The organism is Arthrobacter sp. zg-Y20, assembly GCF_030142075.1.
Taxonomy (GTDB): domain Bacteria; phylum Actinomycetota; class Actinomycetes; order Actinomycetales; family Micrococcaceae; genus Arthrobacter_B.
Genome location: NZ_CP126241.1, coordinates 1,267,996 through 1,282,169, shown reverse-complemented (window position 1 = coordinate 1,282,169; position 14,174 = coordinate 1,267,996). Strand labels below are relative to the sequence as shown.

General features: G+C 67.3%; 14 protein-coding genes. 7 read left to right on the top strand and 7 right to left on the bottom strand.

Annotation, left to right across the window (positions count from 1 at the left end):
- Positions 1-3 precede the first annotated feature (3 nt).
- On the bottom strand, positions 4-1,608 hold the full coding sequence (locus QNO06_RS06185; protein WP_227913962.1) for a carboxyl transferase domain-containing protein: 1,605 nt from the start codon (positions 1,606-1,608) through the stop codon (positions 4-6).
- Between the two features lie 133 nt (positions 1,609-1,741).
- Between QNO06_RS06185 and QNO06_RS06180 the strand changes: the two genes are divergently transcribed.
- Both QNO06_RS06180 and QNO06_RS06175 read left to right on the top strand, forming a co-directional pair.
- A complete protein-coding gene (locus QNO06_RS06180; protein ID WP_227913961.1) occupies positions 1,742-2,371 on the top strand; it encodes a TetR/AcrR family transcriptional regulator in 630 nt (209 codons plus the stop codon).
- A gap of 60 nt (positions 2,372-2,431) precedes the next feature.
- On the top strand, positions 2,432-2,899 hold the full coding sequence (locus QNO06_RS06175; RefSeq protein WP_227913960.1) for a GNAT family N-acetyltransferase: 468 nt from the start codon (positions 2,432-2,434) through the stop codon (positions 2,897-2,899).
- Between the two features lie 93 nt (positions 2,900-2,992).
- On the opposite strand, the gene QNO06_RS06170 is transcribed toward QNO06_RS06175, so the two are convergent.
- From QNO06_RS06170 to pdhA, 3 genes are read right to left on the bottom strand one after another with little or no spacing between them, the layout of a single operon-like run.
- Positions 2,993-4,333 carry a dihydrolipoamide acetyltransferase family protein gene (locus QNO06_RS06170; RefSeq protein ID WP_227913959.1) on the bottom strand — a complete coding sequence of 447 codons (1,341 nt, stop codon included), beginning with the start codon at positions 4,331-4,333 and terminating at the stop codon, positions 2,993-2,995.
- Positions 4,333-5,358, bottom strand: a complete 1,026-nt coding sequence (locus tag QNO06_RS06165; RefSeq protein ID WP_227913958.1) for an alpha-ketoacid dehydrogenase subunit beta — start codon at positions 5,356-5,358, stop codon at positions 4,333-4,335. The genes QNO06_RS06170 and QNO06_RS06165 overlap by 1 nt, the downstream gene beginning before the upstream one ends.
- Positions 5,355-6,500 carry a pyruvate dehydrogenase (acetyl-transferring) E1 component subunit alpha gene (gene pdhA, locus QNO06_RS06160; RefSeq protein ID WP_442860190.1) on the bottom strand — a complete coding sequence of 382 codons (1,146 nt, stop codon included), beginning with the start codon at positions 6,498-6,500 and terminating at the stop codon, positions 5,355-5,357. The genes QNO06_RS06165 and pdhA overlap by 4 nt, the downstream gene beginning before the upstream one ends.
- Positions 6,501-6,661: 161 nt before the next feature.
- Here pdhA and QNO06_RS06155 point away from each other — a divergent pair, with 161 nt between their 5' ends.
- Positions 6,662-7,141, top strand: coding sequence for an Lrp/AsnC family transcriptional regulator (locus tag QNO06_RS06155; RefSeq protein ID WP_227913957.1), 480 nt, complete (start codon positions 6,662-6,664; stop codon positions 7,139-7,141).
- A 76-nt stretch (positions 7,142-7,217) separates the two neighbouring features.
- On the opposite strand, the gene QNO06_RS06150 is transcribed toward QNO06_RS06155, so the two are convergent.
- Positions 7,218-8,774 carry a monocarboxylic acid transporter gene (locus tag QNO06_RS06150; RefSeq protein ID WP_227914058.1) on the bottom strand — a complete coding sequence of 519 codons (1,557 nt, stop codon included), beginning with the start codon at positions 8,772-8,774 and terminating at the stop codon, positions 7,218-7,220.
- A 65-nt stretch (positions 8,775-8,839) separates the two neighbouring features.
- The gene (locus tag QNO06_RS06145) at positions 8,840-9,211 is read right to left on the bottom strand and encodes a DUF485 domain-containing protein (protein ID WP_227913956.1); all 372 of its coding nucleotides are present in this window, start codon (positions 9,209-9,211) and stop codon (positions 8,840-8,842) included.
- 278 nt (positions 9,212-9,489) lie between these two features.
- Between QNO06_RS06145 and QNO06_RS06140 the strand changes: the two genes are divergently transcribed.
- The 4 genes from QNO06_RS06140 to QNO06_RS06125 are packed head-to-tail and all read left to right on the top strand — an operon-like array spanning position 9,490 to position 13,421.
- The gene (locus QNO06_RS06140) at positions 9,490-10,701 is read left to right on the top strand and encodes a sensor histidine kinase (RefSeq protein WP_227913955.1); all 1,212 of its coding nucleotides are present in this window, start codon (positions 9,490-9,492) and stop codon (positions 10,699-10,701) included.
- Between the two features lie 10 nt (positions 10,702-10,711).
- On the top strand, positions 10,712-11,449 hold the full coding sequence (locus QNO06_RS06135) for a LytR/AlgR family response regulator transcription factor (RefSeq protein WP_227913954.1): 738 nt from the start codon (positions 10,712-10,714) through the stop codon (positions 11,447-11,449).
- A gap of 26 nt (positions 11,450-11,475) precedes the next feature.
- Positions 11,476-11,901, top strand: a complete 426-nt coding sequence (locus QNO06_RS06130) for a hypothetical protein (protein ID WP_227913953.1) — start codon at positions 11,476-11,478, stop codon at positions 11,899-11,901.
- A gap of 20 nt (positions 11,902-11,921) precedes the next feature.
- Positions 11,922-13,421, top strand: coding sequence for a sodium/solute symporter (locus QNO06_RS06125; protein ID WP_227914057.1), 1,500 nt, complete (start codon positions 11,922-11,924; stop codon positions 13,419-13,421).
- Positions 13,422-13,481: 60 nt separating this feature from the next.
- Here QNO06_RS06125 and QNO06_RS06120 read toward each other — a convergent pair whose 3' ends face one another.
- Entirely contained in the window at positions 13,482-14,060 is a 579-nt protein-coding gene (locus QNO06_RS06120; protein ID WP_227913952.1) for a DivIVA domain-containing protein, read from the bottom strand.
- Positions 14,061-14,174: the final 114 nt, after the last annotated feature.

Below are 14,174 nucleotides of genomic sequence, written 5' to 3'. Positions count from 1 at the left end.
GGCTCACATCCGGAACAGGCCGAAGGAGGTCTCCGGCAGGGGTGCGTTGGCGCAGACGTCCAGGGCCAGGCCCAGGACGGTGCGGGTGTCGAGGGGGTCGATGATGCCGTCATCCCACAGCCGGGCGGTGGAATAGTAGGGGCTGCCCTGGGCTTCGTAGGTCTCGCGGATGGGCGCCTTGAAGGCTTCTTCCGCCTCCGCCGGCCACTGCTCGCCGCGGGCCTCCAACTGGTCGCGTTTGACGGTGGCCAGCACCGAGGACGCCTGCGCGCCGCCCATCACGGAGATCCGGGCCGCCGGCCACATCCACAGGAAGCGCGGTGAATAGGCCCGGCCGCACATGGAATAGTTGCCGGCCCCGAAGGAGCCGCCCACCACCACGGTTAGTTTGGGTACCCGGGCGGTGGCGACGGCGGTGACCATCTTCGCGCCGTTCTTGGCGATTCCGCCGGCCTCGTAGTCCCGGCCGACCATAAAGCCGGAGATGTTCTGCAGGAAGACCAGGGGGATGCCTCGCTGGTCGCACAGTTCAATGAAGTGCGCACCCTTGAGCGCCGATTCGCTGAAGAGCACCCCGTTGTTGGCCACAATGCCGATCCGGTGGCCGTGCAGCCGGGCGAACCCGGTGACCAGGGTGGTGCCGTAGTCCTTTTTGAATTCGTGGAATTCGCTGGCATCGATCAGGCGGGCAATGAGTTCGCGGACGTCGTAGGGGGTCTGCAGGTCCGTCGGCACCACGCCGTAGATTTCCGCCGGATCTTCGGCGGGCGGGCGGGTTTCCACCAGGTCAGCCGCGGGCTGCTGCTGCGGAAAGGTCTCCACGATGCTGCGCACTATTTCCAGCGCATGCGCATCATTCTCGGCGAGGTGGTCCGTCACGCCGCTGGTGCGCGAGTGCACCTCGCCGCCACCCAGCTCCTCGGCGGTCACAATTTCGCCGATGGCAGCTTTGACCAGCGGCGGTCCGCCCAGGAAGATCGTGCCCTGGTTGCGGACAATCACGGTCTCGTCGCTCATGGCCGGCACATAGGCGCCGCCGGCGGTGCAGGAGCCCAGGACCGCGGCGACCTGCGGAATTTTGCGGGCGGACATCTGCGCCTGGTTGAAGAAGATCCGGCCAAAGTGCTCACGGTCCGGGAACACTTCGTCCTGGCGTGGCAGGAACGCGCCGCCGGAGTCCACCAGATAAATGCACGGCAACCGGTTCTCGAGCGCGATTTCCTGGGCGCGCAGGTGCTTCTTGACGGTCATCGGATAGTAGGTCCCGCCCTTGACCGTCGCATCGTTGGACAGGACCATCACCTGCCGGCCCTGAACCAGGCCGATGCCGGCGATCAGGCCGGCGCCGGGGCACTCGCCGTCGTACATGTCCTCGGCAGCCAGCGGAGCGATCTCCAGGAAGGGACTGCCAACATCGAGCAGGCGGCTCACCCGGTCCCGGGGCAGCAGCTTGCCCCGCGCGGTGTGCCGCTCGCGGGAGCGCTGCGGCCCGCCCTCGGCGGCTGCAGCCAGCCGGTTGCGCAGTTCATCGGCCAGGGCCTGCTGGGCTGCAGTATTGAGCGCAAACGCGTCCGCCGCGGTGTCGAGCCCGGATTTCAGTGTCTCCATGACGTCCTCCTGCCGAGGGGCTAACCGGCCCAAACCCGAGTTAATGACCCCTAACCCAAGTCAGGTTATTGGTTATTAACTGACCTGTCCACCACAATGGGAGAAATGCTCTGTCCGATCAGAAGGGGTGGGTATGGACGCAGCTAAAGACGATGCAACCAACGAGAAGGTCCGGATGACGGGGCGCAGCCTCGCCAAAGCGTCGCGCCGGGCCGCGATGCTCGACGCCGCCGCGGCCCTGTTTGCCGAGCGCGGCTACAACGGGGTCTCCATTGAAGAACTCGGTGCGGCCGCCGGCGTCAGCGGCCCCGCGGTATACCGGCACTTCAGCGGCAAACCGGCCGTGCTCTCCGCCCTGCTGGTGGGAGTCAGCCAGGACCTGCTGGAGGGCGGCAAAGCAGTGGTGGCCGAATCAGCCACGCCCGAAATTGCCCTGCGCGGCCTGGTGGAATTCCAGGTGGACTTCGCCCTGCGGCAGGCAGACGTGATCCGGGTCCAGGACCGGGATCTGGGCAGCCTTCCCGAAGACGACGAACGCCGGGTCCGGTCCCTGCAGCGCCAGTACGTGGGGGTATGGGTGGACGCACTGTCCGCCCTGCATCCCGGCTCCGACCTGCCGCTGCTGCGGCACCGGGCGCAGGGCGTTTTCGGCCTGATCAACTCAACGTCGCACTCGATGCACGGGCGCACCAGCGCCCGGGAGACCGCACGGCTGCGCTCCCTGCTCGATAGAATGGCGTGGGCGGCCCTGAACGCCGAGTAGCTGCCGGACTTTTTTCCTTCCCTCCGAACACTCCCCAAACCCCGAGCAGAAAGACCTGCTGTGATTGAGCTTCGTGCCGTAGTTCCCGCCGATCTGGAGGAATTCTTCTCCCATCAGCTGGATCCCAGCGCCAACCATATGGCGGCCTTCACCGCCAAGAACCCGTCGGACCGCGGCGTCTTTGACCATCACTGGCAGAGCATCCTCAACGATGAATCCATTACGGTGCGCACCATCGTGTCCGACGGCGAGGTAGTCGGCAGCATCCTGGCCTACCGCGACGGCGACGTCCCCGAAATCAGCTACTGGATCGACAAGGCACGCTGGGGCCGCGGCATCACCACCGCCGCCGTCGGCCTGTTCCTGGAAGAGTTCAGCGACCGTCCCGTCCGCGCCCGGGCGGTTGCGGACAATGTGAGTTCCATCCGCATCCTGGAGAAGTACGGCTTCAAGGTAATCGGTGAAACCCAGGGCTTCGCCAACGCGCGCGGCGCCGTGGTCAAGGAACTCGAGCTCGAACTGAACTAGGCAATAGTTACAGGCAGCGAAAAGCGGACTGTAACAAGGCAGGACCCGTACCGGAGATGATCCGGTACGGGTCCTGCCCGCGTTGAAGGCGGGTCAGGCCATCGCCAAGGCGAGCACCGGCTCGGCCAGCACGTCGCCCACCGCGCGGAGGAACCCGGCTCCCTGTTCTCCGTCCACCAGCCGGTGGTCGAAGGACAGGCTCAGGGTCATCATCGAACGCAGCGCAATATCGCCGTTGTACTCCCAGGGCTGGCGGCGGACCGCACCCAGGGCAAGGATGGCCGCCTCCCCCGGGTTCAGGATGGGTGTGCCCGCATCCACGCCGAACACACCCACGTTGGAGATGGAAATAGTGCCTCCGGCGAGGTCCGCTGGTGCGGTTTTCCCGTCCCGTGCCGTTTGTGCCAGCGCGGTGACGGCGGCCGCGAGGCCGTGCAGGCTCAGCTTCTGGGCGTCCTTGATGTTCGGAACGGTCAGTCCGCGGGGCGTGGCTGCCGCGATGCCGAGGTTCACGTAGTTATAGCGGATGATCTCCCCGGCGTCCGCGTCCCAGCGGGAATTCACTGCCGGGAAACGCCGAAGGCCCAGGCACACTGCCTTCGCCGCCAGGGTCAGCGGTGAAAGCTTCACACCGTCAAAGTCCGGCTGAGCCCGGAGCCGGGCCAGCAGGTCCATGGTGGCTGTGACGTCCACGGTCAGGAACACGGTGGCATGCGGTGCGGTAAAGGCACTGGCCACCATGGCCGCGGCGGTGTGCTTCCGGACCCCAGAAATCCGGATGCGCTCTTCCCGTCCCGGCTGCAGCTCGGATTCCGCGGCCGTCCCGGTGGCCGGCGCTGCCGCCGGGGAGGCGGCGCGTACGACGTCGGCCCGCACCACGAGCCCCTCGGGTCCGGTACCCCGGACCTGGGCCAGGTCGATTCCCATGTCCCGGGCCAGTTTGCGGACCGGAGGCGTGGACCGGGGGCGTTCGGACACGGGCGCTTCGGACACGGGCGCTTCGGACACGGGCGCTTCGGACACGGGTGCCGGTTGGGGCGCCGGACGGGGTGCCGGTTCTGCCGCTGCCGACGCCGCTGCCCGGCGTCGTCGGGCGGGCCGGCCGGTGGAATCCGGCACCGCCCCATAGCCCACCAGGTTCGGTTCGCGCCGGGCCGGGGCGTCAGGTGCCTGCTCCGGCTGGGCACCGGCGGCCGCAGCAACCTCGAAGGATACAATCGGCGAGCCGACCTCCACCACGGTTCCGGGCTGCTCGTGCAGGCATGCCACCACGCCTTCGTACGGGGAGGGCAGTTCCACCACTGCCTTGGCGGTTTCCACCTCGGCAATCACCTGGTTCAGCGTTACGGTATCCCCCACGGCAATGTGCCAGTTGACGATCTCGGATTCAGTGAGGCCTTCACCCAGATCCGGAAGCCGGAATTCCCGCAGCATCAGCCCACCGCCGAGACGGTGCGGCCGGGAGCCGGGGCAAGGGAACTGGGGCGGCGCAGGACGCAGTCGACCCCGTCCAGGATCCGGTCCAGGTCCGGAAGGTGGTGGGACTCCAGCCGGGCCGGCGGATACGGAATGTCGAAACCGGTCACCCGGACGGGTGCGTGCTCCAGGTAGTCGAAGCAGCGTTCGGTGATGCTCGCGGCGATTTCCGCACCGAGTCCGCCGAACTGTGCCGCCTCATGGGTAATCACCAGCCGGCCGGTCTTGCGCACCGAAGCCTCCACCGTGGCGAAGTCCACCGGCGCCAGCGAACGCAGGTCAATGACCTCCACGGACACTCCCTCGTCCGAGGCCGCCACGGCCGCGTCGCGGGCGGTGGGAACCAGCGGACCGTAAGCCACCAGGGTGACGTCGCTGCCCGGGGTGACCACGCGGGCCGCTCCCATGGGCAGCTGCGCTTCAGCCGCCTCTTCCACCTCGCCCTTGACGTGGTAGCGGCGCTTCGGCTCGAAGTACAGGACCGGATCGTCGGAAGCGATCGCCTGCTGGATCATGGTGTAGGCGTCCTGGGGGTTGGACACGCTGATCACGCGCAGCCCGGAGGTGTGCGTGAAGTAGGCCTCCGGCGACTCGGAGTGGTGCTCCGGGGAGCCGATCCCGCCGCCGAAAGGCACCCGGATAGTCAGTGGCAGCTTGACCGCTCCCCGGGTCCGGTAATGCATCTTCGCCACCTGGGACACAATCTGGTCGAAAGCCGGATAGATGAACCCGTCAAACTGGATTTCCACCACCGGCCGGTAGCCGCGGAAGGCGAGGCCCACGGCGGTGCCCATAATGCCGGATTCAGCCAGCGGGGTGTCCACCACCCGGTCCGCACCGAAATCCTTCTGGAGTCCGTCCGTGATCCGGAAGACGCCGCCGAGCTTGCCCACGTCTTCCCCCATGATCAGGACCTTGGGGTCGTTTTCCATTGCCCGGCGCAGCCCGGCGGTAATGGCCTTGCCGAAAGTCATGGTGGTCATGAGCGGGTCGCTTCGCCGGCGAAACCGCTGAGGTAACGCGAGTACTGTTCCTGCTGGCGGTCCAGCCAGGAATGCGGCTCCGCGTAGACATGCGCGAAAACGTCGGCGGGCTGCGGGTCCGGCATGCCCAGGCAGGCGGCACGCAGTTCCGCCGCTGCTGCGTCGGTGCGGGCATCGACGTCGGCGGCAAAGGCGGCGTCGAAAAGCCCCATGGTTTCCAGCAGCGCCTGGACCCGGGCCAGCGGATCCTTGCCGCGCCACTGCTCCAGTTCGGCTGCGTCCCGGTACCGGGTGGGATCATCGGCCGTTGTGTGCGGGCCCATCCGATAGGTCACGGCCTCAACGAAGGTGGGGCCGTTGCCGGTGCGGGCACGGTCCAGTGCCTCCCGGGTGGCGGCCATTACCGCCAGTACGTCGTTGCCGTCCACGCGGATAGAGGGGATGCCGAAGCCCGGGGCGCGGTTGGCAATGGGCACCTGGGCCTGCAGGGTGACCGGTTCGGAGATGGCCCACTGGTTGTTGGTGCAGAAAAAGACCACCGGCGCCTGGTAACTGGCAGCGAAAACCATGGCTTCGTTGACGTCGCCCTGGCTGGTGGCGCCGTCACCGAAGTAGCTGATGGCGGCATCGTCGGACCCGTCATAGCTGATGCCCATGGCGTACCCGGCCGCGTGCAGGGCCTGGGCGCCGATGATGACCTGGGTCGGGGCCATGTTGACGCTGTAGGGGTCCCAGCCGGCCGCGGCGTTGCCGCGCCAAACCCGCATCAGGTCTTCCATGCCCACGCCGCGGCAGTAGGCCACGCCGTTTTCGCGGTAGCTGGTGAACGCAAAGTCGGAGCTGCGCAGCGACCGGCCGGAGCCGATCTGGGCGGCTTCCTGGCCCAGCAGCGGGGGCCACAGCCCCAGCTCGCCCTGGCGCTGCAGTGCGGTGGCTTCGGTATCGATCCGGCGGATGACTGCCATGTCCAGGAAGAGTTCCCGGAGCCGGGCGCCGTCGACGTCTTTCACCCAGCGGTCATACAGGGGGTCCGGGACGCGTACGCCCTCCGGTGTGATCAGCTGGACGTAGGGATCGGTGGGTGAGCTGCCGGAGTTTTCCGGGTGCCGCACCGGGGTATGCAGGGACACTGGGATACGCATCCTTCCGTGGTTGGGCCCCAGGGGTGGCGGGGCCTACGCCGGGCTCCATTGCCCGCGTAAATGTGACCCTACTCACACCCGGCATCCAGCACAACCATTAGCGAAAAGACCGAGCATCCTGCCCTATAAGCGGCCGATGGGCCGTGCTAGCGTTGCGCACTATGCAGCCCCTCGACGCCACCGACCGCCGGCTCCTGCTTGCCCTGGCGGAGGATTCCACCCGCACCGCCGTGGCGCTGGCCGCCGTGCTCGGGCTTTCACGGAATACTGTCCAGGCCCGGCTGGCCGGTTTGGAGCGCAAGGGTGCGTTCCTGCCGTTCGAACGCCGGATCAACACGGCCGCACTGGGCTATCCGCTGATGGCCTTCGTCCACGTCCACGTGCATCAGCCGGAACTGTCCCGGATCACCGCCGATCTGGCGGAGCTGCCTGAAGTCATCGAGGCGCACGGGCTCACCGGAGACGCGGATCTGCTGCTGCGCGTGGTGGCCGCGGACGCGGAGGACCTGTTCCGGATCAACAAGCTGATCCTGGCCATCGACGGCGTGCAGCGGTGCGACACCAACCTCGCCATGGGCGAACTAATCCCCCTGCGCGCCACTCCCCTGCTGCGCACAGGGCCGGGGCACGGGGTTTCCTAGCTGCAACGCCGCAGGCAGGCCCCGCCGGAGCGGGACCTGCCTGGGTTACCTGCTTGCGTTATGCGGAAGGACAGTCCTAGTGGTCGACGGCCTTTTCGGCGCCGACGCCGGTCAGGGACCGGACTTCCATTTCCGCCTGCTTGACTGCGGATTCAGTGTTCTTATCCAGCACCGTGCCCAGCCAGCCCAGGAAGAAGGCCAGCGGGATGGACACCAGTCCCGGGTTGCTCAGCGGGAACCAGGAGAAGTCTGCACCCTTGATCATGGATGTTTCCGTTCCGGAAACCACCGGAGAGAAAGCAATCAGCAGGATGGCCGACCCGAGGCCGCCGTACATGCTCCAGATTGCGCCCTGGGTGGAGAACTTCCGCCAGTACAGCGAGTAGATGATGGTGGGCAGGTTGGCGCTGGCAGCCACCGCGAAGGCGAGGGCCACCAGGAAGGCCACGTTCTGGCCCTGGGCCCCGATGCCGCCCAGGATCGAGATGATGCCGATGACCACCACCGTGGTGCGGGCTACCTTGACTTCGCCGTCTGCATCCACCTGGCCCTTGCGGATGACGTTGGCGTAAATGTCATGGGCAAAGGAAGCAGCCGCCGTGATGGTCAGCCCGGCCACCACCGCCAGGATGGTGGCGAACGCGACGGCGGAGATCAGTCCCAGCAGGACCGGCCCGCCGAGGGCGAAGGCCAGCAGCGGTGCTGCCGAGTTCACGCCGCCTGGAGCGCTCTTGATCGCCTCGGAACCGATCATTGCCGCGGCGCCGTAGCCCAGGACCAGGGTGAACAGGTAGAAGATACCGATCAGCCAGATGGCCCAGACCACGGACCGGCGGGCTTCCTTGGCGGTAGGCACCGTGTAGAAGCGCATCAGCACGTGCGGCAGGGCTGCGGTGCCAAGCACCAGGGCCAGGCCCAGCGAGATGAAGTCCAGTTTGGAGGTTTCGGTTTTGCCGTACTGCAGCCCCGGATCCAGGATGGCGGGGTTGCCCGTGGTTTCCACGGCGTGGCCGAGCAGTTCCGAGAGGTTGAAGCCGTGGTTCGCCAGGACCCACACGGTCATCACGGCGGCGCCGGCGATCAGGAGGCAGGCCTTGATGATCTGCACCCACGTGGTGCCTTTCATGCCGCCGATCAGTACGTAGATGATCATCAGGGCGCCCACCACGGTGATCACCAAGGACTGCCCGATCTTGCTGTCGATGCCCATCAGCAGGGACACCAGCCCGCCGGCGCCGGCCATCTGTGCCAGCAGGTAGAAGAAGCAGACTGCCAGGGTAGTGATGGCTGCCGCAATCCGCACCGGACGCTGCTTGAGGCGGAAGGACAGCACGTCGGCCATGGTGAACTTGCCGGTGTTGCGGAGCATTTCCGCCACCAGCAGCAGGGCTACCAGCCAGGCGACGAGGAAGCCGATGGAATACAGGAAGCCGTCATAGCCGTTTACGGCGATGGCGCCGACAATACCCAGGAAGGAGGCAGCGGAGAGGTAGTCGCCGGCAATGGCGGTACCGTTCTGGGGTCCGGTGAAGGATCGGCCGGCTGCGTAGTAGTCCGCGGCGGTCTTGTTGTTGCGGCTTGCGCGGAGCACCACTATCAGGGTGACGGCCACAAACAGGCCGAAGATGACCATGTTCAGCAGCCCGGTGTCCTTGATGGACTCGGCCGTTACCTCCGCGGCCGCGATGTGCACGTTGTTCACTTGGTCTCCTCCGGCCGGCTGACGCCCTTGGCCTCAAGTTCTCCGCGGATCTCCGAGGAAATGGGATCCATCCGGCGGTTGGCATAGCTGACGTACCACATGGTGATGCCGAAGGTGCTGACGAACTGCAGCAGCCCCAGGATCAGGCCCATGTTGATGTTGCCGATTACCGGGGTGGACATAAACCCGTGCGCGTAATCGGCCAGCAGCACATACGCGAAGTACCAGACCAGGAAGGCCACGGCCATCGGGAAAATGAAGCTGCGCTGGCGCTGGCGCAGTTCCCGGAACTCGGGTGAGCTCTGGACTTCCCGGAAGTCCACCTGCTCCGGGTGCGCAGCGTGTGAAACCGGCTGCTCTTCAGCCATTGTTCCTCCTCTGTTGGGGCACGCTCCACGCGTTGACCCGCCAAGAGGCCGGGACACGACGCCGTGCAAGCTGTGACGCTCATCACTTTCCTACAGGCCGGTCCGGATCGTCTGCACGACGCCGCCGGGCGTCGGTGAACGGTGCGTTCCGTGCGGTGAACGGCAGCGTTCGGCGCCGGGTAAGCCGGGTGCGGGGGGCCGGGGGGGCGGGCGGGGGCGCGCGGGCGGCTGGCCGGCTGGCCGGCCGGGTTGACGCCGGGGGCCGCTAGGGTGGGTCCATGCTTAGCCCCGCCGTCGACATTGCCCTGGTCTGCGCCGTCGCCGTCCTGACGGTTGCAGTGGTGGCCGTGCTCGGTTTCCGCCTCAGCCGCTCGGCACGGGACCTGGGTTCGGACGCGGAGCGTGCCACCTACGCCACCCTGCACACGGCGTCGCTCGCCTCTGCACACCTGCGCTCGGGCCTGACTCCGGCCGGTGCCCGCAAGGCGAGCCGGCACCTGCGGGACCTTTTGGACTGCGACACGCTGGTCATTACCGACGCGGTGGCCGTACTGGCCTGGGACGGCGCAGTTGCGGATACTCCGGCCCGCCGCGAACGGCTGCTGTCCGCCGCGCGGCTGGTGCTGGAATCGGGCCGGACCCGGGTGTTCCGCGGGGCGGCGCTGCGCGCGCTGGGCCTGCAGGACTGCGGGCGGGAACTGCTTGTCTCCCCGCTGCCGGTCAACGGAAAGACCGTGGGAACGGTCGCGGTGTTTGCCCCCTCGGTCCGGGCCGGACTGGTCCGGGCGGCCAACGAGGTGGCCGCGTGGCTGGCCACCCAGGTGGAGCTGGCCGAGCTGGACACGTCCCGGGCGCAGCTAATGGAAGCAGAAGTGCGGGCCCTGCGGGCCCAGATCAGCCCCCACTTCATCTATAACTCGCTCAACGCCATCGCCTCCTATATCAACACCGACCCGGCGCGCGCCCGGGAGCTGGTGGTCGAGTTCGCCGACTTCACCCGCTATTCCTTCCGCCGGCACGGGAACTTCACCACCATTGCCGAGGAACTGGAATCCGTGGACCGGTACCTGCTCCTGGAGCGGGCCCGGTTCGGGGAGCGCCTGAAGGTCAGCCTGCAGATTGCCCCGGAGGTATTGGGCACCGTCATTCCGTTCCTGTCCCTGCAGCCGCTGGTGGAAAACTCGGTCCGCCACGGGCTGGAGGCCAAGGACGGGCAGGGCCGCATCACCATTGCCGCCGTCGACGCCGGTGCGGACGCGGTGATCACCATTGAGGACAACGGGGTGGGGATGGACCCGGTCCATCTGCGCTCCGTCCTGGCCGGGCATGCCGACGGGGACCATGTAGGCCTGCGCAACGTTGATGTGCGGCTGCGGCAGGTCTACGGCGGGCAGCACGGCCTGGTCATCGACACGGCGCCCGGCGCCGGCACCCTGATCACCATGCGTGTGCCGAAGTCGCAGCCGGAGAACCGGCCCACCAACGCGTAATCTGTATCGCATGCGCAAACCTCCCCGCCCCCTCAGCGTTGTGGTGGCAGACGACGAAGCCCCCGCCGTCGAGGAGCTCGCCTACCTGCTCGGCCTGGACTCCCGGGTGGGCACGGTCTACCGGGCCGCCAGCGGCGCGGCAGCCCTTCACGAGATCTCCACCCGCGACGTCGACGCCGTGTTCCTCGACATCCATATGCCCGCCCTGTCCGGCCTGGACATTGCCAAAGCGCTGGGCCAGCGGGAACGGCCACCGGCGGTGGTGTTCGTGACGGCCGACGAAGACCAGGCACTGCGGGCCTTTGACCTGGCCGCCCTGGATTACCTGCTCAAGCCGGTGCGGCCGGAACGGCTTGCGGAATCCGTGCGCCGGATCTGCGAATCGGTCACTGAACCGGAGGCCGAGGCCGACATGGTGACCGTGGTCCAGGGCGCTACCACACGGATCATTGCCCGCGCCGACATCCGCTACGTCCAGGCGCAGGGCGATTACGCCCGCCTGCACACCACCGATGCCAGCTACCTGATCCGGGTCCCCCTGGCGGATTTGGAGGAACAGTGGTCGGGGGCGGGCTTCGTGCGGATCCACCGGTCCTATCTGGTGGCCCGGAACCACATCCGCCAGGTGCGGCTGGCCGGCGGCCGGGCCAGTGTGCAGCTGGGCGAGGTGGACCTGCCGGTCAGCCGGCGGCATCTGCCTGCCGTGCGGAACACACTCGACGCCGGCCGGGTCAGGCCCGCCCAGTGACCGCCGGAGCCGCCCCGGACCGGGCTGTGCCTGATGGGTCGGCGCCTGACCGGGCTGCGCCTGACGGCTCGGCACCTGAGCACGCCGACCCTGCCCCGCCGCGGATCCGTGTCACTGCCGCCGGCGCCTCCCCCGGGGCTGCGCCTTTCCCCGTGTCCCGGGAACTGGATGAACAGTCCGAAGTGGGTGAACTGATTATCGGCTCGCTGATCCGCAGCCAGCTGCGGCTGGCCCTGGTGGTGGGCGGAGGGTTCCTGCTGATCCTGCTGGGCGTTCCCGTGCTCCTTGCTTTCCTTCCGGTGAGTGCCGACCTGCATATCGGCGGCATCCCGGCCCCATGGATCCTGCTGGGCGTGGGGGTGTACCCGCTGGTGATCGGCTGCGGGCTGCTCTACATGCTCAGTGCCCAGCGCAACGAAAACCGCTACCGCGATCTGGTGGAGGGCCGGTGAGCTGGGACATCGCCCCGGGCATGAGTCCGGGCATCGGCTACACGGCGCTGGCCGCGGTGGCCGCGGCGACCCTGCTGATCGGGTTCTACGGGCTGCGGATTTCCCGGACCACCAGCGACTTCTACGTTGCCTCCCGCACCGTCAAGCCCTGGTGGAACGCCTCGGCCATTGGCGGCGAGTACCTCTCCGCTGCCAGCTTCCTGGGCGTGGCCGGGCTGATAGTGGCCTCCGGCGTCGACGCCCTGTGGTTTCCCATCGGCTACACCGGCGGATACCTGATGCTCCTGCTGTTTGTGGCCGCACCGCTGCGCCGGTCCGGGGCCTACACGGTCCCGGACTTTGCCTCCGCCCGGCTGGAGTCCCTGCCTGTGCGGCGCCTGACCAGCCTGCTGGTGATCGCCATCGGCTGGCTGTACATCGTCCCGCAGCTGCACGGCGCGGCGCTGACCATCCGGATCACCACCGGACTGCCGGCGGAGATCGGCTGCCTGGCCGTGACCGGCGTCGTCTGCCTGAGCGTGGTGACCGGCGGGATGCGCTCCATCACCTTCGTCCAGGCGTTCCAGTACTGGCTGAAACTGGTGGCGATCGCCGTTCCGGTGCTGTTCATCCTCTTCCGGCTCGCCGGCGACGGGCCGCCCGGCCCGGACGGCGCAGCGGTGCTGGCTGAAGCACTGGACCCGCAGACCCACGCCCCGCTCTACCGGAACATTTCCTTGAGCATCGCCCTGCTGTGCGGCACGCTCGGACTGCCTCATGTGCTGGTGCGCTTCTACACCAACCCCGACGGCGCGTCCGCCCGCCGCACCACCATGATCGTGCTGGGGCTGCTGTCCCTGTTCTACCTTTTTCCCATCACCTTCGGCGTACTGGGGCGGATCTACGCACCGGATCTCGCCGACGCCGGCGCCACGGACGCAGCCGTGCTGCTGCTGCCCGGACGTGTTTTCGACGGAGCCACCGGGGATCTGCTGGCAGCGCTGGTCACGGCCGGTGCGTTTGCCGCGTTCCTGTCCACCAGCAGCGGGCTCACCGTATCCCTCGCCGGGGTGATCAGCCAGGAGTTTTTCCGCGGCAGTGTCCGCGGGTTCCGGCTCTCCGCTGTCCTGGCCGCCGTCGTACCGCTGGCCATTGCCCTGCTCACCGAGTCCTCGGCCCTCGCGGGCAGCATCGGCATGGTGTTCGCCTTCACCGCCTCCACGCTTTGCCCGCTGCTGGTACTGGGGATCTGGTGGCGCCGGCTCACTGCGCCCGGTGCCGGGGCCGGCATGCTGACCGGAGCGCTGCTGTGCGGCGGGTCCATGGCGGCTGCCGCCGTCCTGCCGAGGCTCGAACTGCAGATTCCGGCCTGGATTGAACAACCGGCGGCGTGGACGGTACCCGCGGCCTTCGCGGTCACCGTGGTCGTGTCCCGGATAACGGCCGGCTCAACGCCGGGAGGCGCCGCGAAGTTCTTGGCGCGGCTGCACACCCCCGAGCCGCTGGAGCGTCCCCGCCCGGGCAGTGCGCCTCGAAGCTGAAGGCTCCGCTGCTGAAAGTCCGTTGCTGAAGGATGTCCGCTTTAGAGCCGGGAGGGCTGGTTAGTCGATGGAGGCCATCAGTTCGACAACGCGGTCCAGGAACGCATCCACCTGCGTTTCTTCATATCCCTGGTCGCCTTTGGTTTCGCGGAACACCGCACGGCGGACAACGTCAACGCTCAGCGGACGGTCGTGTTCAAAGTAGCCCAGCAATTCGTTGCACAGGGCATCCACGTCTTTGACGTTGTAGCTGGCCACACGCTTGCGGGCGGGACGGCGGAACCGCTCCCCCGGTTTGCGGTGCAGCCGTGCACGCAGGACGGCGGAGATGCGCCCGATCTGCAGCAGCCAGGCTTCTTCGCCGCGGTCTTCAATCAGCTGGTCCCGCTCACGCTGTGCAAAAACGTCTTCGAGGCGGTCCAGTGCCGCGTCTACGGCCTGCGGCTCGTAACCGCCCTTGGCCGGGTCGAAGGCCATGGAACGCACGTCGGCGCTGGTGACCGGGTTGGATGCCTTCGAATCGGAGTTGTAGTAGTTACGGGCCTTGGTCAGGAACTCATCGACCTGGCGGATGTTGTAGCCGAAGTCCCGCCGTCCCACGCGTTCGAAAGGAGCACTGGCCTGCCGCGCATCGTCCATGAATTTACTGTTCCTCTGTGGTTATTGCCTTACGGAGTTACTGCGCCAGGGCTGGATATCCAGGATCCGGCGCATGGGCAATGTATGAAAAACTCTGAAACATCTTACGACGCC